We start from the raw sequence: 26,134 nt of genomic DNA on the forward strand, positions 1-26,134 counted from the left end.
CTAATATACTTATATGAAATAATTGGGTTTAGTCTACTTTTCTATATTTCAGCAATTCTAAACCATTTTTATTGTAAAGCGACAGTTTTAGATTTTCAATTTGATAAGAATGAATTAGTTTTAGATTTTCACCAATTTCTTTAGAAAAATTCATATTAGTACATACCACTTCTGTACTTATTAAAGATTTAAAAGATAACAATTTGGTATCTGCTTTTTCAATAACTCCTGAGAACGTATTGCAGCCATCATTTCCTATAATTTTATTGGTATTGAGGTTCAGTTCTAAATATGGATGCTCGTTGTAATTATTAAGTATTATGGTTTCCTTGCTAACCGTTTCAAGCGCCCAAATATCGTGTAATCCTAACGTCTCTTTATTGACTAAAACATCACTTTCATGCAGTTTACATGAGAATATCAACATTACTAATAGTAACATTTGGAGGTTTACAACTGATTTTATCATAGTATTAATTCAACTTATTTTTAAATTATAATAAAAAGAAAATTGATATTACAATAATTACTTTGGCTCTATAATCAAATATACCGATGTACTATCTCCCACATTAAGCACTTCATGTTCGCTAATTTCAGTCTTAGACCAATTAACACCTGCAGCTACGACCACATCACGCGTTCCTTTAGCATCCGTAATTCGAAAAGTACTTCCTGCGAGCGTATATCCAAAATGTGGTTTATGATAATGTTTCTGGTGCCCAACATTTGGAGGAAATGTACATTTTAGAATACGTTGTTTTTTTGTTTCATTTAGCACTTCGCAAACCTTCTCTCCTTTCCAACCTGCTTCTAAAGGATCTGGAAGGTTTTGAGTTGACTTACACGAAACCATGAGTATTATTAAAAGGAATATTATTTTTTTCATATTATAAAGTGCTATGTCAAGATCAATGCGATTTTAAGTTTTATTACTGTCTTAAAATTAGATTAGAACTCCAACTCTTAACTTTGAAATGGCAAAAAAATATTATCATCATTTTTATTTTACCTTGTCTAAGATTATTTTTTAAACTCGTATTTTAATTCAAAATCCTAACCAGTAATTCTTTCAACAAATCTTTCTGTGGTACAGCATTTGAATTAACACCTTTACTTCTTACGTCAAATTCTCTAAGAACAGCTATAATACCACTCACTTTTCGCATTGGGAAATTACGTGCGGCATCTAGGTATTCGTTAACAAAATACGGATTCACACGTAAAGCAGATGCTACACTTCTTGGTGACTTATCAGTCATACCATGCAGCTGTAATAGTTGTGAAAAGAAATTAAATAATAACGAAACTGTTACTACCATTGGATTATCTTTCGGGTTGTCTCCAAAATAATTTACAATCTTAAAAGCTTTTGCATCACTACGCGAACCAATAGCTTTTCGCAATTCGAAATTATTATAATCTTTACTAATACCTATATTCTCTTCAATATGAGATGGAGAAATCTCAGTGCCTTGAGGCAAAACAATCTGAAGCTTTTCTAATTCATTATTAATTTTACTTAAATCTGTACCTAAAAACTCCACTAGCATTTGAGATGCTTTTGGTGCAATTTTGTAACCTTTGGTAGATAATGTTCTACGAATCCAATCTGGCACTTGATTATCGTACAGTCTTTTACTCTCGAAAACAACACCAACTTTTTTTATTGTTTTATAAACAGCTTTACGCTTATCTACACTTTTATATTTATAACAAATAACCAAGACTGTAGAAGGCTGTGGGTTTTTAGCGTAATCTGACAATTTATCAATAGTACGCGATAAATCTTGAGCTTCTTTTACAATAACTACTTGCTTATCTGCCATCATTGGAAAACGCTTTGCATTACCAACAATGTCTTCTACAGTAACATCGCGACCATATAAAACCATCTGGTTAAAACCTTTCTCTTCTTCAGCGAGCACATTGTCTTGAATAAAATCTGATATTTTATCAATGTAATATGCCTCTTCTCCCATTAGTAAATAAATAGGTGCAAGATTCTTATTCCTTATGTCTGTTACAATTTTTTTGACTTCGTCCAAAGTAATGTGAATTCCAAATTAAATAATTTCAAATTCCAAAATTGAACGAATAAATTACGCTTGTTATTTGGTTTTTGATTGTTGAAGCTTAACTTTGAAAAAACTATAAATTGCTTTGATGCAAGTACTCAATTTTCCAAAGTTTACCTTTCGTTTCAAAAATAGCGAAAATAAAGTATCTATATTCGATGCTATTCGTAAAAAGTTTGTGATTTTACAACCCGAAGAATGGGTTCGCCAGCATTGTGTGCAGTATTTAATAGATGTTAAAGGCTACCCTATATCTCTTATAAACGTAGAAAAAGAACTTAAAGTCAACGATTTAAAGAAACGCTACGATATTGTCATTTTTAATCCAAATGGCAGTATTCATCTTATTGTAGAGTGTAAAGCACCTAAAATAAAAATCAAACAAGATACTTTCGATCAAGTTGCACGATATAATCTAGCACTAAACGCAACATATCTTATGGTGACTAATGGATTAAATCATTATTATTGTATTATGGATTTTGATGTTGAGAAGTATCATTTTCTAGAAGATATTCCAGATTATAATTAATAATTTCGATACTCACTCTTAGAATTAGAATAACAAAAAGTAAATAAATTATAAATTGAAAATAGCAGTAGTTATACTTAATTGGAACGGAAAAGCACTTTTACAAAAGTTCTTACCTTCTATTGTTGCACATTCTCAAGACGCGACTATTTATGTTGCAGATAATGCGTCTACAGATGATTCTATTCGTTTTATTGAAAATAATTATCCTCGAATAAAGATTATAAAAAACCAAGAAAACGGTGGTTATGCCAAAGGTTATAATGATGCTTTAAAACATTTAGAGGAAGATATTTTCTGTTTAGTTAATAGCGATATCGAAGTAACACAAAACTGGTTACCTCCTATTATAAATACTTTTAAATCCGAAGAAAATACAGCTATTATTCAACCTAAAATATTAGACTTCAAACTCAAAACTCATTTTGAATATGCTGGAGCGGCAGGTGGCTTTATAGATAAATTTGGATATCCTTTTTGTCGCGGTCGCATTTTCGATACTATAGAAAAAGACAATGGACAGTATAATAGTAACTCTGAAATATTTTGGGCTTCTGGTGCTTGCTTTTTTATTAGAAAAGACGTTTTTAATACTTTAAATGGTTTCGACGAATCGTTTTTTGCACACATGGAAGAAATAGATTTATGCTGGAGGGCTTTTAATTTAGGCTACACGTCTAAATATGTTTCACAGTCGACAGTGTATCATGTTGGAGGTGCAACTCTAAGCGCTACGAATCCTAAAAAAACATATCTCAATTTTAGAAATAGTCTTGCCACATTAACAAAAAATGGTTCAGGTAATATTTTTGTTCTACTCCTTACACGATTAACCTTAGATGGCATAGCAGCTTTAAAATTTTTAATCGCATTTAAATTCACTCACATTTTAGCTATTCTCAGAGCTCATTTAAGCTTTTATAATAGCTTGCCCAAGCTATTAAAACAACGAAAAGCTCTTGATAAAAAAACTGAATATTACAAAACAAAATCCGTTGTATGGTCTTATTTCGCTAGTCAAAAGAAACACTTCTCCGATTTATAGTTCATTTAGCAAAAGTTTTGTTAATACTTCTTTTAACATACTAAAATTAGCTACTTTTGAAGTGTTAAAATTTAATTTTATACTTAATAAGAATTATGAAAAAACTAATGATATTTAGTGCAGTAGCACTATTAACTTTAAGTTCTTGTGTCTCTAAAAAAGACTTTATGGCACTTGAAACAAAGCAAAAAGAAACTCAAGACCTTTTAAATACAGCAACTGTTAAACTAAATAGCTGTTTAGCAGACGAGGCAGCCTCAGCAGCACGTATTAAAGAACTTCGTGAGCGTTTATCAGACATGAAGTCTAACAACTTAGCATTGATTGAAAGTACTAAAGACATGACGGTTTTAACAACACAAGGTGCTAAAAACGTTGAAAAATCTTTAGAAAGCTTAAAAGAAAAAGATTTACGTATTACAAGATTACAAGATGCGTTAACTAAAAAGGATAGTGTAACGTTAGCTTTAGTAACTAGCTTAAAGAAAGAAGTTGGTTTAAATGACGAAGACATTGAAATTAATGTTGAAAAAAGCGTTGTTTTCATCTCTTTATCAGACAAATTATTATTTAAAACAGGAAGCTACAACATTAGCGACAGAGCAAATACTATTCTTGGAAAAGTAGCTACTGTAATTAATGGTAAGCCAAATTTTGAAGCAATGGTAGAAGGCCATACAGATAATGTACCTTATAACAGAGGTGGTGTTTTATTAGACAACTGGGATTTAAGTGTAAAACGTAGTACTTCTATTGTAAGAGCTTTACAAGAGTTAGGCGTTAAACCAGAACAATTGATTGCTGCAGGTCGTGGAGATCATTTACCTTTAGTAGCTAACGACTCTCCTACAAATAGAGCAATAAACAGAAGAACTAAAATATATATTCTTCCAAAAATCGATCAGTTCTATGAAATGATTGAAACGGAAATGAAAAGCTTATCTCAAGAGAACTAAATCTCTTTAGTAGTTATAAAACAAAAGCCCAATCGTAAGATTGGGCTTTTTCTTTTTTATAATATATTTAATTATATGTCCAAACGGCAAGTTCGTTACCTGATGGGTCTAAAAATTGAAATCGACTGCCTCCAGGAAACATAAAAATATCTACTTTAATTTTTCCTCCAGCATCAATAACATTTTGTTTTGCTTCTATTAAATTATCATGATAAAGCACAACTAATGCGCCATTAACAATAGCCTCTTCCGTTTTTTCGAAACCTCCTTCTATCCCTGATTCATTTTTTGAGAATGAAGTGTAGTGCTCTCCGTAATCTGTGAATTTCCATCCAAAAACTTAATATAAAATGCTTTAGTAGCTTTAATATTATTTGTTTTAAACTCTATGTAATTTACAGTATTATTTATGGGTTTCTTCATCTTATAAAATTTCCAAACTCCCTTTGCCTTCTCTTATAACTAAAGGTTCTCCATCTGATAAATCTATTATTGTAGAACCTTCATTCCCACCGTATCCTCCATCTATAACTAAGTCGACTAGCTTGTCCCATTTTTCCAGAATTAATTCTGGATCTGTAGTATATTCAAGAACTTCATCTTCATCACGAATAGATGTAGAAACTAATGGATTTCCAAGAGCTTTTACTATTTCAAGCGTAATATTGTTATTAGGAATACGAATACCTACTTCTTTTTTCTTTTTAAAAACAGAAGGCAAAGACTTAGAACCTGGTAATATAAAAGTATATGGACCAGGTAATGCGCGTTTCAAAATTTTAAATGTAGAAGTCTCTATTTGTTTTACATGGTCGCTTAAATTGCTTAAGTCATGGCAAATAAAAGACAGTTTAGCCTTTTCAAGTTTAACACCTTTAATTCTTGCAATACGCTCTAAAGCTTTATTATTGGTAATATCGCAGCCTAAAGCATATACAGTATCCGTAGGGAAAATTATTAATCCTCCACGCTTTAAAACATCTATAACCTTTCTAATCTCCTTAGGATTAGGGTTATCTTCGTAAATTCTAATAAAGTCAGCCATAATAAGTATCTTTAACTATCGTTTACTAAAGTAAATACTAATTTGTTTATGAAAAAAATATCTGTTCATTATTTATTTGCTTTATCACTATTAATTTTTACTTTTTCATGTTCTGAAGATTCTGAAACCTCTACAGAGCCTCAAAACACAGATACTACAATTGAAGCTACCCAAATATTAAATGTAGCTTATGGAAATGATAGCGAACAAGTTTACGATATCTATCTACCAGAAAACAGAGACGAGAACACTAAAATACTTATTCTTGTTCATGGTGGAGGTTGGACATCTGGTGATAAAACAGATATGAATCCTTACAAAATAATTGCTCAAGAGGACATACCAGAATACGCCATTGTTAATATTAATTATCGCTTAGCATCTCAAGGTGTTTCTCCTTTTCCAATGCAACTTAACGACATAACTTCGGTAATAAATCATTTAAAAACAAACCAAAGTGAGTATATTATTTCTCAAGATTATGGTTTTGTTGGCGTTAGTGCTGGTGCACATTTAGCCATGTTATGGAGTTATAGTTACGATACCGAACATGATGTAAATATGGTTGCAAGTATTGTTGGACCAACAAACTTAGCTGATGCTGCTTACAATGATAATCCTGCTTTTCAAATAGATTTGATTATGCAATACTTTGGAGAAACACCATCTCTAGCATTTTTAGAAACTTACAGTCCATTGCACCAAGTAATAACAACTTCTCCTCCAACCATTTTATTTTATGGCGGATTAGATCCATTAATTCCAAATTCTCAAGGTATCACTATGGATGCCAAGTTAACCGAATTAGATATAACACACGATTTCACTTTCTATCCAAATGAAGGACATGGTTGGGTTGGTGCTAATTTATTTGACACTTGGACAAAGCTTAAGTTGTTTATAATAACAAACCATTAGAAATAACAAAAGAGGCTTAAAAAGCCTCTTTTGTTATTAAAAACATATATTATAATAGTCTTTTAATACTCGCGTGTACGCGTACGTATAGGCTGTAACTTAGCAAAGCGTAGTAATAATTTCTTTTTTCCACCAAACTCAAAATCAATTTCGGCTTTAATATCAGCGCCTTTACCTTCAAGACTTAGCACTTCTCCTGTACCAAACTTTAAATGTTTTACTTTCAATCCAACAACGATATCTTCCGTTTTTATATTTCCACGTATCGTTGGAATTTCATCTACACTAGTTGGAGTTTCAATCTCTGACGCTTTTGTAAGTTTCTTCGGTACGCTTATTTCGAAGTTTATTGGTTCTTTCTTCTTTGCCACTTTCTTTTGAAATTTTGGTTGTACTGCTTTTTTAAATCTTATTTTATTTGGTGCAACATCTCCAAAGATATCTGCTGATAACATTGGATTGATGCGACGCTCTTCCATTGGTGTTGTAATATCTAAAAACTGGTCGTCTATCTCTTCAATAAAACGACTAGGCTCTGAATCTACTAATTTTCCCCAACGATAACGTGATAAAGCATAAGTTAAATATGCTTTCTTTTCTGCTCGCGTCAAAGCTACGTAAAATAATCGTCTTTCTTCTTCTAGTTCGCTACGAGTGTTCATACTCATGGCACTTGGAAACAAATCCTCTTCTAAACCAACCACAAATACATGATTGAATTCTAGTCCTTTGGACGAGTGAATAGTCATTAGTGCTACGTGATCCGGATCTCCTTTATCGCCATCTAAATCTGTTGCTAATGCAACATCTTCTAGAAATTCTGCTAAATTATCTTTAGAGTCAACAATTTCCATTTGTCCTTCAACAAAATCCTTTATACCATTTAATAATTCTTCTACATTTTCTAAACGCAAAACACCTTCTGGTGTTCCATCTTTATTAAATTCTCTTATTAAACCAGTGGTTTTTGTAACATATTCGGCTAAATCAAAAGCATTTGCTGTTTGATTCATAACTTGAAAACTTTTAATAAGCGTTACAAAATCTCTTAGCTTATTTTTAGTTCCTCCATTTATATTAACATCTGCTGTATCTATATTTTCTAATAAACCAAAAATAGTTTTACCAGATGCGTTAGCAGCAACCATTAACCTATCTATAGTTGTTTGACCAATACCACGCCCAGGAAAATTAATAACACGTTTTAAGGCTTCTTCGTCAGACGAATTTAAAATCAGTCGTAAATAAGCTATTACATCTTTTATCTCTTTTCTTTGGTAAAAAGACAATCCGCCATAAATACGGTAAGGAATACTTCGCTTTCGTAAAGCTTCCTCCATAGCACGTGACTGCGAATTGGTACGGTATAAAATGGCGAAATCACTATTTTTTAAATGATTCGTCATTTTTTCATCCCAAATAGTACTTGCTACAAAACGTCCTTCATCACCATCGGTTAAAGAACGGTTAACTTGTACTTTATCTCCATCATCATTTGCAGTCCAAACTATTTTATCTAACTTGGTTTGGTTATGCTCAATTACAGAGTTAGCTGCACCCACTATATTTTTTGTAGAACGGTAATTTTGTTCTAAACGATACATTTTAACGTCTTCGTAATCTTTCTGGAAGTTTAAAATGTTATTAATATTGGCACCACGAAAGGCGTAAATACTTTGCGCATCATCACCAACCACACAAATATTCTGGAATTTATCTGCTAATGCTCTAACAATTAAATATTGAGAATGGTTTGTATCTTGGTACTCATCGACTAGAATATAACGAAATTTATTTTGATATTGTGCTAAAACCTGAGGAAATCTTGTTAGCAACTCATTGGTTCTCAGCAGCAAGTCGTCAAAATCCATTGCTCCTGCTTTAAAACAGCGATCAACGTAATTTTTGTAAATCTCACCCATTCTTGGTCTGCGAGCCATAGCATCTGCCTCCATTAAGTCTGGATTTTTAAAATATGCTTTAACTGTAACTAGACTATTTTTGTAAGACGATATTCTACTGTAAACTTGTTTTGTTTTATAGATATCTTTTTCTAAGCCCATTTCTTTAATAATAGAGCCTAAAAGTTTTTGAGAATCTTGTGTATCGTAAATTGTAAAATTACTTGGGAATCCTAAATGGTGTCCTTCGAAACGTAGAATTTTAGCAAATACAGAGTGAAATGTTCCCATCCACAAGTTTTTTGCTTCACCATCACCAACAATTTCTGCAATTCTGCCTTTCATTTCTTTGGCAGCTTTGTTAGTAAATGTTAATGCAAGAATGTTAAAAGAGTCTATTCCTTTACTCATTAAGTAAGCAATACGATACGTTAATACACGAGTTTTTCCAGAACCTGCTCCTGCGATAATAATCATAGGGCCTTCTATTTGAACTGTAGGCTCGTATTGTGCTTCGTTTAACTGACTTAGATACTTTTCCAAATTGCTTGTTTTTTTGAGGTTACAAAAATAACCAATGTAACTGTTTTAATCCCTTGTATTTGTTAATAATTATAAACAATTAGTCATCTTTTTCACCATCTCCTGCCATTGCAGAAAGCAAACCTGCTTGTGTATTTTTCCAAACAAAATTAAAAACGGACTTTGTTTTATCTCTTATAACTTCTTTAGTATCGCTATTTCTAAAATTATCGCCTTTATCCTTACTACTCTCTGAAACAAACACATTTATAATACTTGAGAGTAGTTTATTTTTTTCTTGACCATTTTCTTTAAGTATTATAATATTGAATTTATCATACTTTGTTTTTAAATTAACATTAGACTTTTCGAGATTACCATCAATTGTAAAAAAGGTTTTGGATAATTCTCCTTCTAATTTTAAATTTAAGTTTGGCTTCATAAACTGGTTTAAACTATCAGCATTAAGATTTCCTAAATCGGCTTTAAAAACAAAATCATCATTAACATTGTTTACATTAAAAGACCACTCTACTTTTAGCGGAGTATTATTCATGAAATTACAATTAATATCAATTTTAGTTTTATCTGTATCAAGATAAGTATTGCTAATTTTAGTCAGTTTTGCATTAAAAGCGGTAAAGTCTAGCTTGCCAGCAATATGCTCTGCTTTTACTTTTTCCTCGTAGCTTATTGTTCCGTTTAAAATGTCTATTAAATTTATATTTAGTTTAAAATTTAAACCTCTTAGCATTTTACTATATAAATCTTTTTCAACTAAATCATCGGCAACAAGTTTATCTCTATAAATATTAAACTTTGGATTATTAATGACAATATTATCACAATCTACACCTATTAATTTAGTGTTATTAAAGTCTAATTTTTGATTATTAATTTCAATTTTAGGTATTTCTAAATCAAAATAATCGCGCTCTACGTCTATTACTTTAGAAAGTTCATTTTTTGAATACTTTGTTTTAAACTTTAAGTTTGACAAAGTTATTTGATTGTTATCAATCTTTAAATTATCTACAAATAAGTTCTCAAATTCACCTACTTGATGCTCTAAACCATTTATAATTATAGAGGACGTTTCAAAATTGAATAAAGAACCTAGCTTAGTAGATTGATCTTTACTGAAATTAGTCATTAAAAAATCGATCTTATTAATTTTACTAATTATAGAATCATTTTCAACATTATAAACTTCTAATGTTCCTTTATTAATAGCTATATTTTTAATGTTTAAAGTCTGTTTTAATTTAGATATTACAGATTGACTGCCTTTGTCTGTATCTGTTAATTTGTTGTAATAATACACAACATTGGGTGCGTTAAATTCTAGGTCACTAATACTCAAAGTAGTATTAAATAAATAATCCCAATAGCTAAAGCCTTTTATAGCTAAAGATTGCATATCTACCTGTGTGTTAATTTCTTTTGTTGTTTGTCCTTTTATAGTTATTAAAGGCTTTTGAAGCTTAACATCTCCACTTAAAAGGTTAATATCTACATTTTCATACATTAAAGAAACATGCTCTGGTAAGCTAGCTAAATTATTTTCAATTTTATTTTTAACTACAGATTTAGCTATAATTAAGCCTACTATTAGCAGACTTATAAAAAGCGTTAATGCTATAAATATTTTTCTGTTCTTATCTGACATCTTATAAAGATAAAGCTAAGTCCTTTAACTACAATAACATTTAAAAAACCTTTAACAATGGCAGTTGGCATTACCTATTCTTTTTTGTTTTATTCCATTATTTATTATGTAAACTAAAGTTTATCCTTATTTTTGATTTAAAATTTATATAACAAATGGATACTTTTTTAACTTTTATTTCTAGCATCTCTTGGTGGCTGTGGATTATCATAGTCATAGCTATTGTAGCGCTTCGAGACATTTTTCAGCGTAGTCACACTATTAGCCATAACTTCCCAATTGTTGGACATGTTAGGTATTGGTTTGAAAGTATTGGACCAGAAATTCGTCAATATTTTGTAGCCAATAATAGAGAAGAATTACCTTTTAACCGTATAGAACGTGGTTGGATTTATGCATCTGCAAAAGGCGAAAACAATTACGAAGGTTTTGGTACAGATCGCGATATTTATGCACATCAGCATATTTTTATTAATAATGCGATGATACCTTATAAGTTAGCAGAAGATCACGTTAACAATAAAGACAAGTACTTTTTACCTTGTGCTAAAGTTATAGGCGCACATAATAAACGAAGAAGACCTTTTCGTCCTGCCTCTATTATTAACGTCTCGGCAATGAGTTTTGGGTCGTTATCTGCTAGAGCAATAGACTCGCTTAATAAAGGTGCTAAAATGGCTGGAGCGTACCACAACACTGGAGAAGGTGGTTTATCTCCTTACCATAGTAATGGTGGAGATGTAGTGTTTCATTTTGGAACAGGTTACTTTGGTGTTCGTGCTGAAGATGGTGGTTTTTCTATGGAAAAGATGAAAAAACTTGTTGAGGATAATCCGTTTATTCGTGCTATAGAATTAAAACTCTCTCAAGGTGCTAAACCTGGAAAAGGTGGCGTTTTACCCGGAGCCAAAATAACACAACAAATAGCAGACATTCGTGGCGTTGAGATAGGTAAAGATGTTTTATCTCCACCAAATCACAAAGCATTTGATACTATTCCTGAAATGGTTGATTTTATTGAAGCTATAGCTGAAGAAACTGGTTTGCCAGTTGGTATTAAAGCAGCCATTGGGAAACTAGAACAATGGGAAGAACTTACAGATATTATGAAAAACACAGGAAAAGGTCCTGATTTTATTACTGTAGATGGTGGTGAAGGTGGAACTGGTGCTGCACCTCCAAGTTTTGCAGACCATGTTAGCTTACCTTGGGTTTACGGTTTTGGTGATTTATATAAATTATTTCAGAGAAAAGAACTAGAAAAACAAGTCGTTTTTATTGGTAGTGGTAAATTAGGATTCCCTGGTAAAGCTGCAATGGCTTTTTCTATGGGAGTAGATGTTATTAATGTTGCTCGTGAAGCTATGATGAGTATTGGTTGTATTCAAGCGCAAGTTTGCCATACTAACAAATGCCCTAGTGGAGTTGCAACGCAGAGCCAATGGTTACAACGTGGTATTGATGTGCCTTTAAAATCTGAACGTGCTGCTCAATACTTTAAATCTTTTAGAAAAGAATTTATAGAAATTACACATGCTGCAGGTTACGAGCATCCTTGTGAATTTAAAATGAGTGATATTGAAATAAATGTAGACGACCATAATTTGTCTTCTGAACTTAGTGTTACTTATCAATATCAAAAAACACCCGTACCTTTTAACGGTATGCAATCTTTAAAAGATTGCGAGCATTTAGGTGGGTATTATAAACAAAAAATAAAAATCTCAGATTAAATTAATCTGAGATTTTAAATCTAAAAAGCAACTAAATAAAAGCCATTTCATAAACTGAAATGGCTTTTATATTACATATCTCTTATTACATGAACTGTAACTGTTGCATTTCTTGTAACACCATCATTATCTGTGTATGTTCCAGAAATAGTTAAATCTACATAACCTCCAATCGAATCGAAGTTGGCTAGTGTATATTGTAATGTATCTGGTGCACTATGATCCATATTTAATACTGACGACTCAATACTAAAATCTGAAGTAGTATAAGTATTAAGTGCTGATGAATTTCCATCTATATAAACAATACCTCCATTAACTTGAGAGGAAATTTGAATGTATCCATTTCCAGGGTTTAAATTTGCGTTTAAATTTACTAAGTAAAACTCTACAGGTTCATTATCTTTTTGAATCGAAATGTATTCTGAAATTGTACTACAAGCTATTAAATTTCCTACGTTTGAATTACTAAAATTAAAAGGCAACACTGTAGTTGTTTCAAATGTATTATAATTGAAACCTTCTAAAGTAAACGCATTTAAAGAAGCACACTGTATAACACTCATGTTAAAAGCACCATTATTAATAGCTAAACCTGAAAACTGGCTTCCGTAATTTAAACTTACATAACCACTTGTTACGTTAACATTAGAACAATCTACTAAGTTTCCTGAAATTACTTTAGCTATAACACCTGGCATTACTAAGTTTCCATAATTAATATCTGTAGTTACCGTATTAACTGTTGTTGTATAGATTTGCACACCACATTGATCGAATGCATTTAAAGTAAACGTTTCGTTTGAAGGTATTTGTCCACAAATTTCTCCATTTCCATTAGAATAAGCTATGCGACCAGAAACTGATACACTTGACCATAATTCAATTTTTACATTAGATAAAGGTATGTTTGATCCATCCACTACTGTTAAACAAAATTGTACAGAAGGAAATGGCACGTCGTAATTCCACCATGAAAAATGAGAGACTTCACCAATATACTTACCTCCTACTAAATTTGCTTCACCATCTTCAATCCAATGTCCAGCAACCTCATCGAAATGCCATAATGGAATAGATGAAGGCGCATTATTTGTTTGTAAAGGATCTACAGAGATTTCTATTTCTGCAACATGACCGTCTGCAATATTTAATTTTTGACCAGAATCTCCTTTCAGCTCAACATTAAGCATGCCATAAGTTTCTAATATACGTTCCTCTCCATTTGTATTTTGCGCTTGCAAACTTCCAGGCATAATAGCGTCTATTGATGGATTAGAAGTTTCTAAATGATACATATAAACATCTACATTACCAGAATATGCATTTCCGTTTTCGTCTTTAAAAGCACCATCAAAACTTACTTTAGTTCCATTACTTAAAATCACTTCACTAGCAACTCCTGAAGCAACAGTGCCTGCTAAGTTTTCGTTAATTAACATTATACGAATTGCATTAGTACCTGTAGTAGGTACAACAGAACGCATACCCTTTAAATAACCAGGTTTTTCTGCAGTAATAAAAGCTTGCCTTTCTTTAACGGTAGCATCAGATATAATAAAAACACCATTAGCATCTGTAATTGCCGTTTTGTTACCGATAATAATATTCGCATTATCAATTGGTAAAGATGCTGCATCAACTATTCTACCGATAAAATCTCGTTGAATACTTGATCCTTGATCTAAAGTAGATTCAGCAGTTCCGGCATTAGTATCGTTATTTGCAAAAGCTTCATCTATTGCTTCATTTGGATTACAAGAATTAAATAGCGCAGCAAATAGTACCATTACTGCTAAAATAATTTTTGAAGTTGTTTTTTTAGTTTTCATATTAGTTAAATTTAAAATGTTATAATTTTATTATTCAACCTTATATAAAAATACCTTCTATTTTGTTACCCTTATTTTTAAAAAAATTAATTAAAAAGTTCTAAAAAGGTTTTTTTATTACTTCTTGATATTGGCACACGCTGACAATCTTCTAATACAAGATAACCTTCATTTTCAAAATGCCTCACCTTTTCTAGATTGATAATATGCGATTTATGACATTTAAAAAATGTGCTACTTAATAGTTTCTCAAACTTACCTAAGTTATAAGAACTCATTATTGTTTTACCATCGATTAAGTGAATTTTAGTATATCCTTCATAACCTTCTAAATGCAATACTTCTTCTTGAGGTATAAAAGACATCCCTTTTTGAGTAGGAACAATAATTTTATTACTTGAGATCGTGCTAGTTAAAAGGTTTACAAGTTTATGACTACTTTCTAACTCACTTTTTGTTTTTATAATGTGTAATGCTTTATTAACAGCTGTTACTAACTCTTCATCATCTATAGGTTTTAAAACATAATCTACTGCATTTTGTTTAAATGCTTCTATTGCATATTCGCTATAAGCAGTAACAAATATTACTTGAAAATCTACTATTTCTAATTGCGCTAATAAATCGAAACCATTAATTCTAGGCATTTCAATATCCAAAAACACTAAATCTGGTTGCTCCTTTTGTAATACTTTAATAGCTTCTTCAGGTTTTTGAAACGTATTCTTTATTGTAATACCCGGAAACAGCTTACCTAGTTTTTGTTCTAATCCTTTTAGGTTAGAGATTTCATCGTCTATTAATATTGCTGTTAGTGTGCTCATAAATTAAAGTTGCGTAATAATAAATATCGATATGTTTCCTTTATCATTTAAACTAGGATGTAATTCCTTTTCGGAATAAAATATTTCCCAATGTCCCGATTGATTTAAATACTTGAGTCTATCTGCCAAAACGTTAGAAGATTTCACTTTTCTTTTTCCTCTTTTCTTTGTATTAATAAAACCTACGCCATCATCTATGACCTCAACTTTAAATTGTTTTTCAGTTAAAGCAATAAAATTAATGGTAACATTACCATTTTCCATTTTATTAAAGATACCATGGTTGATTGCATTTTCTACAATTGGTTGTAAAAGCATGGTTGGCAGCTTAGTTGTTTTATTTTTTAGTTTTTCATCTAAATTAATAACATATTGAAACTTATCTTTAAAGCGTAATTTCTCGATATCAAGATAGTTAGTTAATAGTTCTACCTCCTTTTCTAAGCTAATCTCTTTTTCTTTAGACCACTCAAAAAACTGTCTAATTAGTTTCGAAAACTTAACCAAATAAGCTTCTGATGCTTCCATTTGATTATTGTTAATGTAATATTGAATAGCCGCTAAAGAGTTAAACACAAAATGCGGATTCATTTGCGAGCGCAACGCACTAAGTTGTAACTCACTGAAACGTTTCTCTTCAACTATTTTTTTATTCTTCTTAAATTGTAAACGCCTAATTAACTCCCAAGACATATAAACAATTATTACCACCACTAATAAAACAGATGCTATTTTAAACCAAAATGTTTGCCACCACAAGGGTTCTATAGTGAAGTTTAAGCTTTTGGTAATAGCATTAGACTGGATTTCTAATTCATATTCCCCTGGTTGAAGATCGTTAAAATTTATAGTTTTTACATTAGAATAAATCCATTCTTTTTGAATAGGCTCTAATCTGTAATTATACAAAAGATTAGTATTGTTTTCTGAAAAATCCAAACTTGAGATTGAAACATTCATACTATTATTTTTTACATAATCTAAAACTGCTCCACATGATGCTACTATTGGCTTATTATTATACCTAACATTTTCAAAATAGATATCCAATAATTGCGATTTGTTTTCTTGATTTTTAGGCAAAATAGCGATTCCGTTATTTGTACTTACTATAAGCTCTTCTCCTTTAACAATAATACCACTTACACTATTTGATGGTAAACCATCGTTTTTAGTGATTACTTGTTTTAAACTATAATTATTTTCTACCTTCTCGTATTTTAACACTCCCGATTCTGTAGCTAACCAAATAATTTCATTTTCTATAAATGCATTATTTACAATTAAAAACTCTGAATCTGGTAATTGTTTAATCGTTTTTAAGTCTGAAATAAATGCTCCAAATCCATCGGTATTTAATAAAACTTCTTTATTTGAAATTTTATTGATTTTTAAAATAGATTTATTAAATTCTTGATTAGTGAAATTAACAGATTCAAATTTACCATCCTTAAAAAACTTTAAACCATTAGATGTTGCTACTAATAGCATATTATTAAAAGTAAACAAATGGTTTATTCCACTTTGCGCGTAGCTTGCCTCAACATTAAAACTGTTTGGATTAATTTTATTTATACCTACGGAATAAACGCCGTATAAATAGTCATTATAGTATGCTAACTCCCTTGCTTTATCGTTAACGTTATATAATCCTGAATCTACTTTAACCTCTGTAACTATATTGTTTCTAACTGCTTTTAAATTTCTTTTAGAAATATAATATTCCGTATCTAACTCCTTAATAAAAGTTGCATTATAGATATAACTTTCTTCATTTATATATGGAACAAATTCATCTTTTAAAATATCGTATTCATAAAAGCCTTTACTAAAAACATTAGCAATAATCTTATTGTTCACGTTGTTTATATTAGTAACACTTTTATCTACTAAACAATAATTTACATTTTGCTTCTCTATTGGTAATTGGTAAATACCATTTGTAAAAGTAGAGATCCAAATAGATCCTGTTTTATCGATAAAACCAAAATGAGCTTTTAAATTACTAGGTATATAATATGTTTGCTTGATGTGTAGGTCTTTGTCTAAAATACCTACAAAACCTTCTCCTGAAACTTGTATTTGATTATTAATTAAATTTAATCTTACATGTTTAGATTTTTCAATTCCAATTTCATCTTTAAATGTTCTTTTATATAATTCTAAAGTATTTAAATTGATAATGTTATACTGCTTATCGTTTACCCAATAAAAAAGACTGTCTGTAATTTGACCTCTATAATTATTTTTTTTTAAGACAGTATTAAAATCATATTTTTTAATAGTTTTATTGTTCTTATCTTGAATTATAAGCGAATCTAATAATGTAGTTGTTTTAAAATACGATATAATAGGATGCTTTAAATACCTTACAGCATCTAAACTTCTAAGTCTACTTTGTTGTAACAATCTCCATTTTCCATCTTTTAAAACATGGGTTTTATTGGTACTTGTTAGAAAAATTTCATTTCCAATTTGGCTGGATAAAATAGGATTAAATATCTCTCCTTTTTCTTCACTTTCGAAAGCATGTACACTATCATTTTCAATATATCCAAGTTTAGATGTTTTAGAGAGGTACCACACTTTACCATCTGGTGTTGGATATATCTCCCAAACGTCGTTATTAGCTAAACCATCTTTTGTTGTAAACTTTTTAAAGTCGGTACCATTGTATTTTACCAAACCTTTGTCTGTCGCAATCCAAATAAAACCCTTAACGTCTTGCGTCATTTTGTATACGTGTTTACTTGGCAAACCTTCTTTTGTTGTATAGTTGGTAAACTGTTGCGCAAACGAAAAATGCCATATCAAGATGAAGAGTAAAGTGATATGGCGTTTTATAATATTCAATTGTAGTTGTTTAGTTTAAAACAAAAGTAATGGTTTTATTGGATTAATAATTTTGGGTGACTTCTCTTTGCACTCTGCATTCTCCTGAAATATTATGTACAACATTACTATTATCTAGAAATGTACCTGTAAATGTAAATTCTAAATAGTCGCCAACATTTGACGGGATTACAGATGTTACAGTAGCATCTATGGGATTTGAAGTATAATCTATTGAAAGTCCAAAAATATGACTTGGAGTAGTTTCACCAAAATAGAATTTTGCTGCAGGATTACTATCTAATGCAAGACCCCAATTATATATTGTATTTGGCATAAATGCTCCTGAACTATCGAAAGAAAAAACAGCTGCAATTCGTCTTAAATCTCCACTTGATTGTTGCCCAGAAGCATTAATTTCATATTTATCTATTATTGTGGTCCCATCTGTTTCAAGATGGGCTTCTATATCATAATCGAAAATACGCTCTACTCCATCTATAGTATATTTAAAATACTCATTTGTATTGCCAGTTGTGGTAGATCCATCATCGTCGTCACTGCAGCCAAAAGCTACTAAAACGATAGTTAATAACATTATTGATTTTAAAATTGTTTTCATATTTTCACTTCTTATTATCGTTATAAAATTTTAAAGCATCACGAAAAGGGAAACCAAAAAAGGCATCTCTACCTTCATAGTGAATAACCTTTACACCATCTGCTATATCATTAAGAAAAATGATTTTATAGAAATTTTTTTCGTCTAAATTTCTTCCGTTAATTAAATAATATTTTACAATTTCTGTTTTCTCAGCTTCGCTTAATTCAATTGCTTTTTCAGTTTGTGTTTTATTTTCTAAAACTGTAGTCTTACTTTCATTTTTACAATTAAAAACAAGCAAACCCAAAAGCAGAAAAATATATTTTATCTTCATATTTATTTAACTTACAATACTTTAATTAATTGTTAATAGATATATAATTACCAAATCCTGGTGAATACGTATTTATAAGATTTAAACTTCCTTGACTTACATCGTAAATGTGTAATCCATCTTCATCTGTTACATACGCTATATTAGACTTAACAGTAACACCACTTGCATTACTTAATGCTTGAGAATCTACCACCACCATATTACTTAAATCTACCATAGTAACACCATCAAAACTACTTTGTAAAGGCGCAGAACTACTTGGTTTTGTAGTTATAAAACCATAATTACTATCCACTTTAAAAGCGGTTGCATATCCTGAAATATCCACTTCAGATACCGTTGAATAACCCAAAGTACCTTCTTCTACTTTTTTAAGTTTTGCATCTTCAATGTTTGCTACAAAATGTTGAGTACCGTTATTTCTTATCCAACTATGAAAACTTGCGTTTGCGTTCGGGTATGATGCTATATCAATATCTGTAGGAAAATCTAACATAAGATAATTAGAATTAACTGGAAAACTTGGGTCTGTAACATCAAAACCGTATAATCCGGCCCAAATACCTAAAGCAGTTATTCTATTATTAATTAACGATAAGCTCATAACGTCATGATTCTCAAAAGAAGTTACTGCTTGAGTAGATAAATTTATATGGTGAATACCTCTATATTCATCTGAAACATATAAATAATCTCCAATTTTATCAATATCTGAAAGCCTTCCAAACTGTCCACTTTTTGCAATAGATTGATTTAGACTAACACTACCTGTATTTGTTACATCGTAACTGTTTAAAAATGGTTCAATGGCATCAAAATAGCCTAAATATGCAGTATTATCTATTACCTCAACAAAGTACGCTGTGTTTGCTGTTGCTGAATACTCAACATAAGGTAAGTAAGGATCAAATACATTAACAATTTTAAAATCTGAACCATCTGTAATGTAAACATAATCTGACGCTGTTATTACCTCGTCTATATCTACACAGTATTGTCCTTCTACAAGGCCTTCTCCTGTACCAGAAAACTCTAATAATATTCTATCACCTATTTGAGATCCTCCTTGCACAGTTGTTAAGTTCATTGGATATTGTGAAGTCCCATAAAAAGGATCATTATCTATTGACAAAAAGCTACCTCCTGTTGTGTTCCAATTTTGTTCTAAAGTAGAAGTGTCTCCACTATTTACTGCAAAAGTGTAAAAATTGGTAACAGTTGGACCATTATTATTAAAAATATGGAAATAATTACCTTGAGGGTGACCTGTTACATAATGCACTGTTAACGCTTGGTCATCTATTATATAATTATCATTATAAGTAGATATAGTATAGCCTTGAGCATTAGTATCGCATGGATTGTATTGCACCTCTTCTGCATCGTCCGAATTACAACCAACAAATATTAAACCTATTATTAGTAGTAGTGTTATTTTATTTTTCATTTTAAAAATTTTTAAGTCGTTTATTTAAATTTATTCATCTACTGTTTCATCACAATCTTTGTTACTATTATTACGAATTTCTGCTATTAAAACATTTATAAAAAACGTATAATTATGGAAACATTTATACTTGTTTTTAGTCTTCAAAAACACCTAATGTGCCTTCGTAATGTCCTGAAATTAATTCACCAGAAGTATTTACAAACGTATAGTCTACATCGATTGTACTGTTGGTTGGGTTTACATTATCTATGTTTATAGCATTAATTGTAACCGAATGTCCAAGTGATGCTGGACTATAAATAGTACTATTAGTTTCATTGCCTTCGCCAAATTCTACATTTGTACCATCTATATTTATAAACGTTTGCGGACTTGAAGAATCTACCTGTAAATCTGTAACAACATTAGAATCGTTACTTGAAGCGATATATGTATTACCAGCTGTTGGTGGAATACCTGTTTGTAAACTTGGGTTTACTGCAACATCTATGCTAAGTACAACAAATTGTGTTGTATTTACTGATAGTAACACCTCATCACTCGTTCCGTTTATATCTGTATCGTTATCTAATAATCTTCCGTTTAAAAAGAAGAACCCATAATAATCTGGAGCTAATGGATAAGCATCATCATTATCTTCATCAATTTCTATATAAGCATTAGATGTTGGATAAAAAACAGGAGTTGTATTGTTTTCATGGTGCGTAAAACCATCGAGAGTTGTAGATGGATCTACTGGATCTGGCGTTACTTCGTCATCATTACTATCGCAACTAAACATTGTTACTGCGAGTAGGATTAAAAGTGATTTTATAATTTTCATAATTAAATATTTTTAAGTTGAATAATGTTGTGATGTTAATCTAATATCAATCCTAAAGTCCCTTCATAGTGACCTGTAATCGTTGTACCGTTTGTATCTAAAAAAGTATAATCGATATCAATAGTACTGTTTGAAGGTGTCGAATAATCTATATTGATAGCATTAATATGTACAATTGGTCCAGATGTTCCAACGTAATACCAAGCACCATTAGCTTCTTGAATATGACAAAAATCTAGTCCGTTTTCTGTTCCAAAAGTAGGATCTGGTTGCACGTTATAACCCAATAATGAATCGGTTGAATAACCTGCATTAAATCCGTTTGTTAATACACTAGAAGCGATATAACTATTTCCAGAGCTAATTAGTCCTGCTGTTAAACTTGGATTAGAAGCACCTGCTATTACTTTTAACTTTACTAAATTGGTTGTATTGTCTGAGTAGCCATAAGCATACCCAATACCTACATCTCCAAAAGAATCAGTCATTCTACCATCTGTAAAGAAAAAATTATAATAATCTGGAAAACCTCCGCCATCAATATCTGCTTGATCAATGGTAATGTATGCGTTCTCTGTTCCTTTAAAACTATTGTTAATTGTAAAACCGTCTGTTGGTGTTACAGGAATTGTTTGTTGGTCGTCATTATTATCACAACCAACTAGCGTTATTGTTACTAAGATTAATAATACTTTAAGTGTTTTTAATGTTTTCATAATTAAATTATTTAAGTGTTCATCTTTATATCAATAAGACTCTAAAAATGTTACCCTAAGTTTATAGTTATTATGTATCTCTTCTTACATGAATTGTACCTGTAATAGATCTTGTTATTCCATTAACATCTGTAAAATCTCCAGAAAAGGTAACATCAATATATTCCGTTGGACCTCCAAAATTTGTAATTATAAATTCAAAATTCTGTGTGGTTGTAGTGTCTGTATTTAAATCAATTTCTGAGATAACTAATAAAGGTGCACTTGCATCTGTTAGACTATAAGAGCCAATTGCCGTGGTGTCTATTTCAAAATTAACTTCGTCAAATGATGTTTCACTATCAGCAAGCACCTGAAATCCGGTTGTACCACTATTATAAGCACTAATCATAATCTGTTGCGTTGTAACGGCTGGTCCATTATCTACTTGATAGGTAACATATTCGTCTATAGAATTACAAGAAATAATAGTACCTATATTAGATACTGGTTGAGAAAAGATAAAAGGAATCACTCCTGTAGATTGTGAATTATTATAATCTAAACCTTCTACAAAACCGCTTGTACTTCCATTACATATTAATGTACTTATCTCAAAAACACCATTTTCTATGTATTGAATAGTTTGATATCCACCATAACTTAACTCTACATAACCATCTATTACAGGACTACCATTACAGTCTAAAAAGTTTCCAGTAATAGTTTGTAATGCTGGACTATTGGGTATCGTAATCGTTTCGTTTATCCAAGTTGTAGCATTGGTAAAAGGACCAATAGTGTTTGTTGACAAGGTATTTCCACAATCGTCGTAAGCAGTATATGTTATCGTTTGATTAGTTGGTACTACACCACATATTCTTCCTAACGCATTAGATACACCTGTTCCAGGAAAAGGATTACCAGGAAAAGATAAGTCTACATTTACATTAGCTAATGGGTTTCCGTTAGCGTCCTCAACAGTTAAACATAATACTTCTGTTGGAAAATTTATATCGCAATTCCACCAAGAGAAATGAGATACAGTACCAACATATTCACTACCTGTTTTGGTAGCAAATCCATCTTCTACCCAATAACCAACAGCTTCATCAAAACTCCATAACGGAATAGTAACAGGTGCAGCGCCAGACAATACACTTGGAATTGGCATTCTAATTTCAGCAGTACTTCCAGCTGCTATTTGAAGAGGATTACCACTTGCATCTGTTAAACTAACATGCAACATACCATAGGTTTGTAACATTTCGAAATCATCTGCAGTTGTTTTACCTAAAAGCATTCCGGGCATTTCGTTAGCAATAGTTGGACTCGCAGGATCTATATGGTTCATCGAGTAATTAACAACTCCGTTATAAGCATTACCGGAAGCATCTTCAAAACCGCCATTAAAGGTTACTTTTGTTCCATTAATTAATTGTATTTGACTGTTTGATGGTAGTGGCTGTATGTTTTCTGTTAACAATACTAAATCTACCTGACTAACATCTTGTGTAGGCGCTACCGTTTTTAATCCTTTTAAATAGCCTATTTTACTTACTTCTATATATGCAAAGCGCTCTTGTACTGTAGCATTTTTTATAATAAAAATACCTTTTGCATCTGTTGTTGCCGTTTTTGTACCTATGCTTACTAAAGCGTTACTAATTGCAACGTTAGATTCGTCTTTTATAGAACCCATAAAATCACGTTGCACTTGACTTCCAAATTCAAATTCTTGATTTGTTCCTCCGGGAGTACCTTCGCCGTCTATCGATTCGTTTTTATTACAACTATAAATGGTAAGCGCTAATAAAAATAGCAATATTGGTTTTAAAAAATTTTTCATTATTTATAATTTTAGAAGATTATTGTTTTTTTTTATTAATTAGTTTCAAATCCTAAAGCGATATACGGAATAGCGGTATCATATTCTGCAGTTCCACCACCTTCAAAACTTGAGGCTTCAAATTTTACATTAACACCTGTTATTGGATATAAAAAAGAAGTGTTATCGGTTCTCTCTATAATTTTACCTTCTGCTTGATTTATATTAGTATAACCGGGAGCAATTGTTCTCCATACACTAATATAATCTCCTGCTTGTACACTTAATGTTTGAGAGATATTATGAAATTCTAACTGAGATTGCGAAAATGAAAAATCATCTTCGTAAATAAATCCGTTATTATTATTCGTCATTTTAATAGTATAATTACCCGAATAGCCTACAGGATTTTGATAACCTACACTGCATATATTACCATCGGCAAGTATTCTTATTGCATAATGGTGTACTTCTAATGGTTTTCCATCAATTATACCTGTGTAACCGTTTGCACTAGAAAAAGTATCTGCTACTTCTGTAATTACATAACCTTCGTTACAACTATTTACAGGTGTATTTAAATTATCGTCGCTACTGCAGCTAGATATTATAAAAACCAATAGTATTGAAAGTGTTTTAAGTGAAATTTTCATGATTTAAGTTTTAGTATTTATAAACTTATATAAAGACAGCAACCATTTTGTTACCCTTATTTTTAAAAAAAAGAATCGGTAATAGTCACTCACGTAAATAAAACCGATTCTGTATTCAGATTAATAGCATTTCAAAAATAACGATGAAACCGACAATAAAACATTGCTATTTTACAACACGTTGTTTTCATTCTATAAAAAAGAGCTTTCATTCCATGAACGGTTTTCTTGTACAATACTTAAAAACATATTAAGTTTGTTCAATATCTAAAACTGAATAAAAATGGGAGATCAATTATTGAATTTGTTAATGTATGCTGTACCGTCTTTAATTGTTGGAGCTATAGCTTTTTTGTTTTTTAGAGAGCATGTAGAGAACGAAGATAACAGACGAAAATTTTTAATAGTTAAGCAGCTTCAAAAGGAATCATTACCTCAACGTTTTCAGGCCTACGAGCGTTTCTCGTTGTTTTTAGAACGTATTTCTCCAAATAAATTATTAATTAGAATTTCTCCTGTATCCTCTAATAAAGACGACTACGAAATACTTTTAATAAATAGCATAGAACAAGAATTCGAACACAACTTATCGCAACAAATTTATGTTACAGACAGTTGTTGGAGTATTATTAATGCTTCTAAAAGTGCTACTATTCAATTAATAAGAAAAGCTGCACTAAGCGATAAAATAGATTCTGCAGATAAACTAAGAGAAACTATATTAACAGATATGATGGATAAAACACCTCCAAGTAGCGCAGGATTATCTTACATAAAACAAGAGGTTAGCGAACTTTGGCAGTAGCCAAAACAAAACATAATAAAAAAGCACATCAATGATTTACGCGTAGACTAAATTGATATGCTTTTTTTTATGTCCTCGATTTAATTAGGTTTATAAATTTGGTTTTATTGGCACTGTAGACCTTAACGGATTACTATCTCCATGCTTTTCTTGAGCATATAAAAAACCTTCCATCCACCATTTTTCCATTAATTTCTTATTAAAAATAAGAGAATTCTCAGTCAATTTTGTTGGTGTATAATATAAGTTTAAAGTTACGTTTTTATGCAAAGCCGCTAGCTTACCAATAGTAATGTCTCCGCGTTCTACTTGATCTAGTAAATGACCAAAAAGGTTAATCATTAAAGAAAACGGATTTTTACCTAATACCTTATTGTATTCTAAGTTTTCACTTTCTAGAATAATAGCGTCAATTTCTGTGGCTCCTCTATTAATAGCTTCTCTTATTGGCACAACACAGCCTAATCCACCATCTGCATACTCAAAACCATTACGTTTTACTAAAGACATAAACGGAATGTAATTACAAGAAATCCATATCCAATCGCAAAACTCTTCGTAACTATAATCGTTAATCGATTTATATTCTGTTCTGTTTTTAGAGAGATTGGCAACCGTTACTACAACATCTTCTTTCTCTTCTCGAATTCTGTTATACTCCTCTAAAGTAAATTTCTTTTTTATTAATCGTTTTAAAGATTTGCTCTCGCCAAATGTGCGTTTCTTTTTTATAAACTGAAGCATGGTATTAAAGTAGTTTATAGACACATACTCTCTACCATTCTTCTTTTTTATTACAAATGGATTGATACTAAAAATAGAATGCTGGTTTACGTGTGTAAACACATCGTATAACTTACCAATATCGTTAGAAGCCAAATGTGGCACCAATAAACTTCCTGTTGAGGTTCCTAGAAACATATCGTATTCTCGACCTTCTTGCTCTATAAGATACTGTGCAACACCTCCAGCGAATGCGCCTTTACTTCCTCCTCCTGAAATTACTAATGCTTTCAAAAATGCTTATTTGTTTCTTGGTTAGTTTTAATTGA

24 protein-coding genes and 1 pseudogene are annotated in these 26,134 nt (G+C 31.0%); 6 read left to right on the forward strand and 19 right to left on the reverse strand.

All coding sequences use genetic code 11. From position 1 onward, the window contains the following. Positions 1-28: 28 nt before the first annotated feature. The 3 genes from ASC44_RS04505 to holA form a co-directional block, all read right to left on the reverse strand. Entirely contained in the window at positions 29-469 is a 441-nt protein-coding gene (locus tag ASC44_RS04505) for an META domain-containing protein (RefSeq protein WP_055446425.1), read from the reverse strand. A gap of 57 nt (positions 470-526) precedes the next feature. Next, entirely contained in the window at positions 527-889 is a 363-nt protein-coding gene (locus tag ASC44_RS04510; RefSeq protein ID WP_055446426.1) for a cupin domain-containing protein, read from the reverse strand. 154 nt (positions 890-1,043) lie between these two features. Then, the gene (gene holA / locus ASC44_RS04515) at positions 1,044-2,048 is read right to left on the reverse strand and encodes a DNA polymerase III subunit delta (protein WP_055446427.1); all 1,005 of its coding nucleotides are present in this window, start codon (positions 2,046-2,048) and stop codon (positions 1,044-1,046) included. 118 nt (positions 2,049-2,166) lie between these two features. On the opposite strand from holA, the gene ASC44_RS04520 reads away from it, so the two are divergent. The 3 genes from ASC44_RS04520 (at position 2,167) to ASC44_RS04530 (ending at position 4,611) form a co-directional block, all read left to right on the forward strand. Then, positions 2,167-2,610: a type I restriction enzyme HsdR N-terminal domain-containing protein gene (locus tag ASC44_RS04520; RefSeq protein WP_055446428.1), complete on the forward strand. Its 444-nt coding sequence runs from the start codon at positions 2,167-2,169 to the stop codon at positions 2,608-2,610. A gap of 55 nt (positions 2,611-2,665) precedes the next feature. Further along, positions 2,666-3,655, forward strand: coding sequence for a glycosyltransferase family 2 protein (locus tag ASC44_RS04525; protein ID WP_055446429.1), 990 nt, complete (start codon positions 2,666-2,668; stop codon positions 3,653-3,655). Between the two features lie 95 nt (positions 3,656-3,750). Next, on the forward strand, positions 3,751-4,611 hold the full coding sequence (locus ASC44_RS04530; RefSeq protein ID WP_055446430.1) for an OmpA/MotB family protein: 861 nt from the start codon (positions 3,751-3,753) through the stop codon (positions 4,609-4,611). 67 nt (positions 4,612-4,678) lie between these two features. Here ASC44_RS04530 and ASC44_RS18290 read toward each other — a convergent pair. The 3 genes and pseudogenes from ASC44_RS18290 to ASC44_RS04540 all read right to left on the reverse strand — a co-directional run. After that, a pseudogene (locus tag ASC44_RS18290) lies at positions 4,679-4,891 on the reverse strand (VOC family protein); the annotation flags it as partial. Next, entirely contained in the window at positions 4,882-5,034 is a 153-nt protein-coding gene (locus ASC44_RS18295) for a hypothetical protein (RefSeq protein ID WP_241491403.1), read from the reverse strand. The pseudogene ASC44_RS18290 and the gene ASC44_RS18295, both read right to left, overlap by 10 nt. A 1-nt stretch (position 5,035) precedes the next feature. Then, a complete protein-coding gene (locus ASC44_RS04540) occupies positions 5,036-5,656 on the reverse strand; it encodes an L-threonylcarbamoyladenylate synthase (RefSeq protein WP_055446431.1) in 621 nt (206 codons plus the stop codon). A gap of 48 nt (positions 5,657-5,704) precedes the next feature. Between ASC44_RS04540 and ASC44_RS04545 the strand changes: the two genes are divergently transcribed. Further along, a complete protein-coding gene (locus ASC44_RS04545; protein ID WP_055446432.1) occupies positions 5,705-6,574 on the forward strand; it encodes an alpha/beta hydrolase in 870 nt (289 codons plus the stop codon). 62 nt (positions 6,575-6,636) lie between these two features. Here the strand turns inward: ASC44_RS04545 and ASC44_RS04550 are convergent, their stop codons facing one another. Together ASC44_RS04550 and ASC44_RS04555 are read right to left on the reverse strand one after the other, a co-directional pair. After that, complete coding sequence (locus tag ASC44_RS04550; protein WP_055446433.1) at positions 6,637-9,018, reverse strand: ATP-dependent helicase; 2,382 nt, start codon at positions 9,016-9,018, stop codon at positions 6,637-6,639. Between the two features lie 79 nt (positions 9,019-9,097). After that, entirely contained in the window at positions 9,098-10,666 is a 1,569-nt protein-coding gene (locus ASC44_RS04555; RefSeq protein WP_055446434.1) for a hypothetical protein, read from the reverse strand. 155 nt (positions 10,667-10,821) lie between these two features. Here ASC44_RS04555 and ASC44_RS04560 point away from each other — a divergent pair, with 155 nt between their 5' ends. Next, positions 10,822-12,399, forward strand: coding sequence for an FMN-binding glutamate synthase family protein (locus ASC44_RS04560; protein ID WP_055446435.1), 1,578 nt, complete (start codon positions 10,822-10,824; stop codon positions 12,397-12,399). Between the two features lie 71 nt (positions 12,400-12,470). Here ASC44_RS04560 and ASC44_RS04565 read toward each other — a convergent pair whose 3' ends face one another. From ASC44_RS04565 to ASC44_RS04610, 10 genes are all read right to left on the reverse strand, one after another. Further along, the gene (locus ASC44_RS04565; protein WP_055446436.1) at positions 12,471-14,231 is read right to left on the reverse strand and encodes a carboxypeptidase-like regulatory domain-containing protein; all 1,761 of its coding nucleotides are present in this window, start codon (positions 14,229-14,231) and stop codon (positions 12,471-12,473) included. Between the two features lie 86 nt (positions 14,232-14,317). Next, positions 14,318-15,055, reverse strand: coding sequence for a LytR/AlgR family response regulator transcription factor (locus ASC44_RS04570; RefSeq protein WP_055446437.1), 738 nt, complete (start codon positions 15,053-15,055; stop codon positions 14,318-14,320). 3 nt (positions 15,056-15,058) lie between these two features. After that, the gene (locus ASC44_RS04575) at positions 15,059-17,908 is read right to left on the reverse strand and encodes a sensor histidine kinase (RefSeq protein WP_152973268.1); all 2,850 of its coding nucleotides are present in this window, start codon (positions 17,906-17,908) and stop codon (positions 15,059-15,061) included. 43 nt (positions 17,909-17,951) lie between these two features. Then, positions 17,952-18,509: a hypothetical protein gene (locus tag ASC44_RS04580; RefSeq protein ID WP_055446439.1), complete on the reverse strand. Its 558-nt coding sequence runs from the start codon at positions 18,507-18,509 to the stop codon at positions 17,952-17,954. 4 nt (positions 18,510-18,513) lie between these two features. After that, the gene (locus ASC44_RS04585; protein ID WP_152973269.1) at positions 18,514-18,825 is read right to left on the reverse strand and encodes a hypothetical protein; all 312 of its coding nucleotides are present in this window, start codon (positions 18,823-18,825) and stop codon (positions 18,514-18,516) included. A 25-nt stretch (positions 18,826-18,850) separates the two neighbouring features. Then, positions 18,851-20,275 (reverse strand): LVIVD repeat-containing protein, encoded by a 1,425-nt coding sequence (locus tag ASC44_RS04590; protein ID WP_055446441.1) that lies wholly within the window; start codon positions 20,273-20,275, stop codon positions 18,851-18,853. A gap of 136 nt (positions 20,276-20,411) precedes the next feature. Continuing rightward, positions 20,412-21,101 carry a hypothetical protein gene (locus ASC44_RS04595; RefSeq protein WP_152973270.1) on the reverse strand — a complete coding sequence of 230 codons (690 nt, stop codon included), beginning with the start codon at positions 21,099-21,101 and terminating at the stop codon, positions 20,412-20,414. A gap of 35 nt (positions 21,102-21,136) precedes the next feature. Continuing rightward, positions 21,137-21,817, reverse strand: a complete 681-nt coding sequence (locus ASC44_RS04600; RefSeq protein WP_055446443.1) for a hypothetical protein — start codon at positions 21,815-21,817, stop codon at positions 21,137-21,139. Between the two features lie 70 nt (positions 21,818-21,887). Then, positions 21,888-23,645: a carboxypeptidase regulatory-like domain-containing protein gene (locus ASC44_RS04605; protein ID WP_055446444.1), complete on the reverse strand. Its 1,758-nt coding sequence runs from the start codon at positions 23,643-23,645 to the stop codon at positions 21,888-21,890. 35 nt (positions 23,646-23,680) lie between these two features. After that, positions 23,681-24,277 (reverse strand): hypothetical protein, encoded by a 597-nt coding sequence (locus tag ASC44_RS04610; protein WP_055446445.1) that lies wholly within the window; start codon positions 24,275-24,277, stop codon positions 23,681-23,683. A gap of 283 nt (positions 24,278-24,560) precedes the next feature. Between ASC44_RS04610 and ASC44_RS04615 the strand changes: the two genes are divergently transcribed. Beyond that, positions 24,561-25,082, forward strand: a complete 522-nt coding sequence (locus tag ASC44_RS04615) for a DUF7935 family protein (protein WP_055446446.1) — start codon at positions 24,561-24,563, stop codon at positions 25,080-25,082. A gap of 90 nt (positions 25,083-25,172) precedes the next feature. Here ASC44_RS04615 and ASC44_RS04620 read toward each other — a convergent pair whose 3' ends face one another. After that, positions 25,173-26,099: a patatin-like phospholipase family protein gene (locus ASC44_RS04620; RefSeq protein WP_055446447.1), complete on the reverse strand. Its 927-nt coding sequence runs from the start codon at positions 26,097-26,099 to the stop codon at positions 25,173-25,175. Between the last annotated feature and the right edge of the window lie 35 nt (positions 26,100-26,134).

The organism is Lacinutrix mariniflava, from assembly GCF_001418015.1.
Classification (GTDB): Bacteria; Bacteroidota; Bacteroidia; order Flavobacteriales; family Flavobacteriaceae; genus Lacinutrix; species Lacinutrix mariniflava.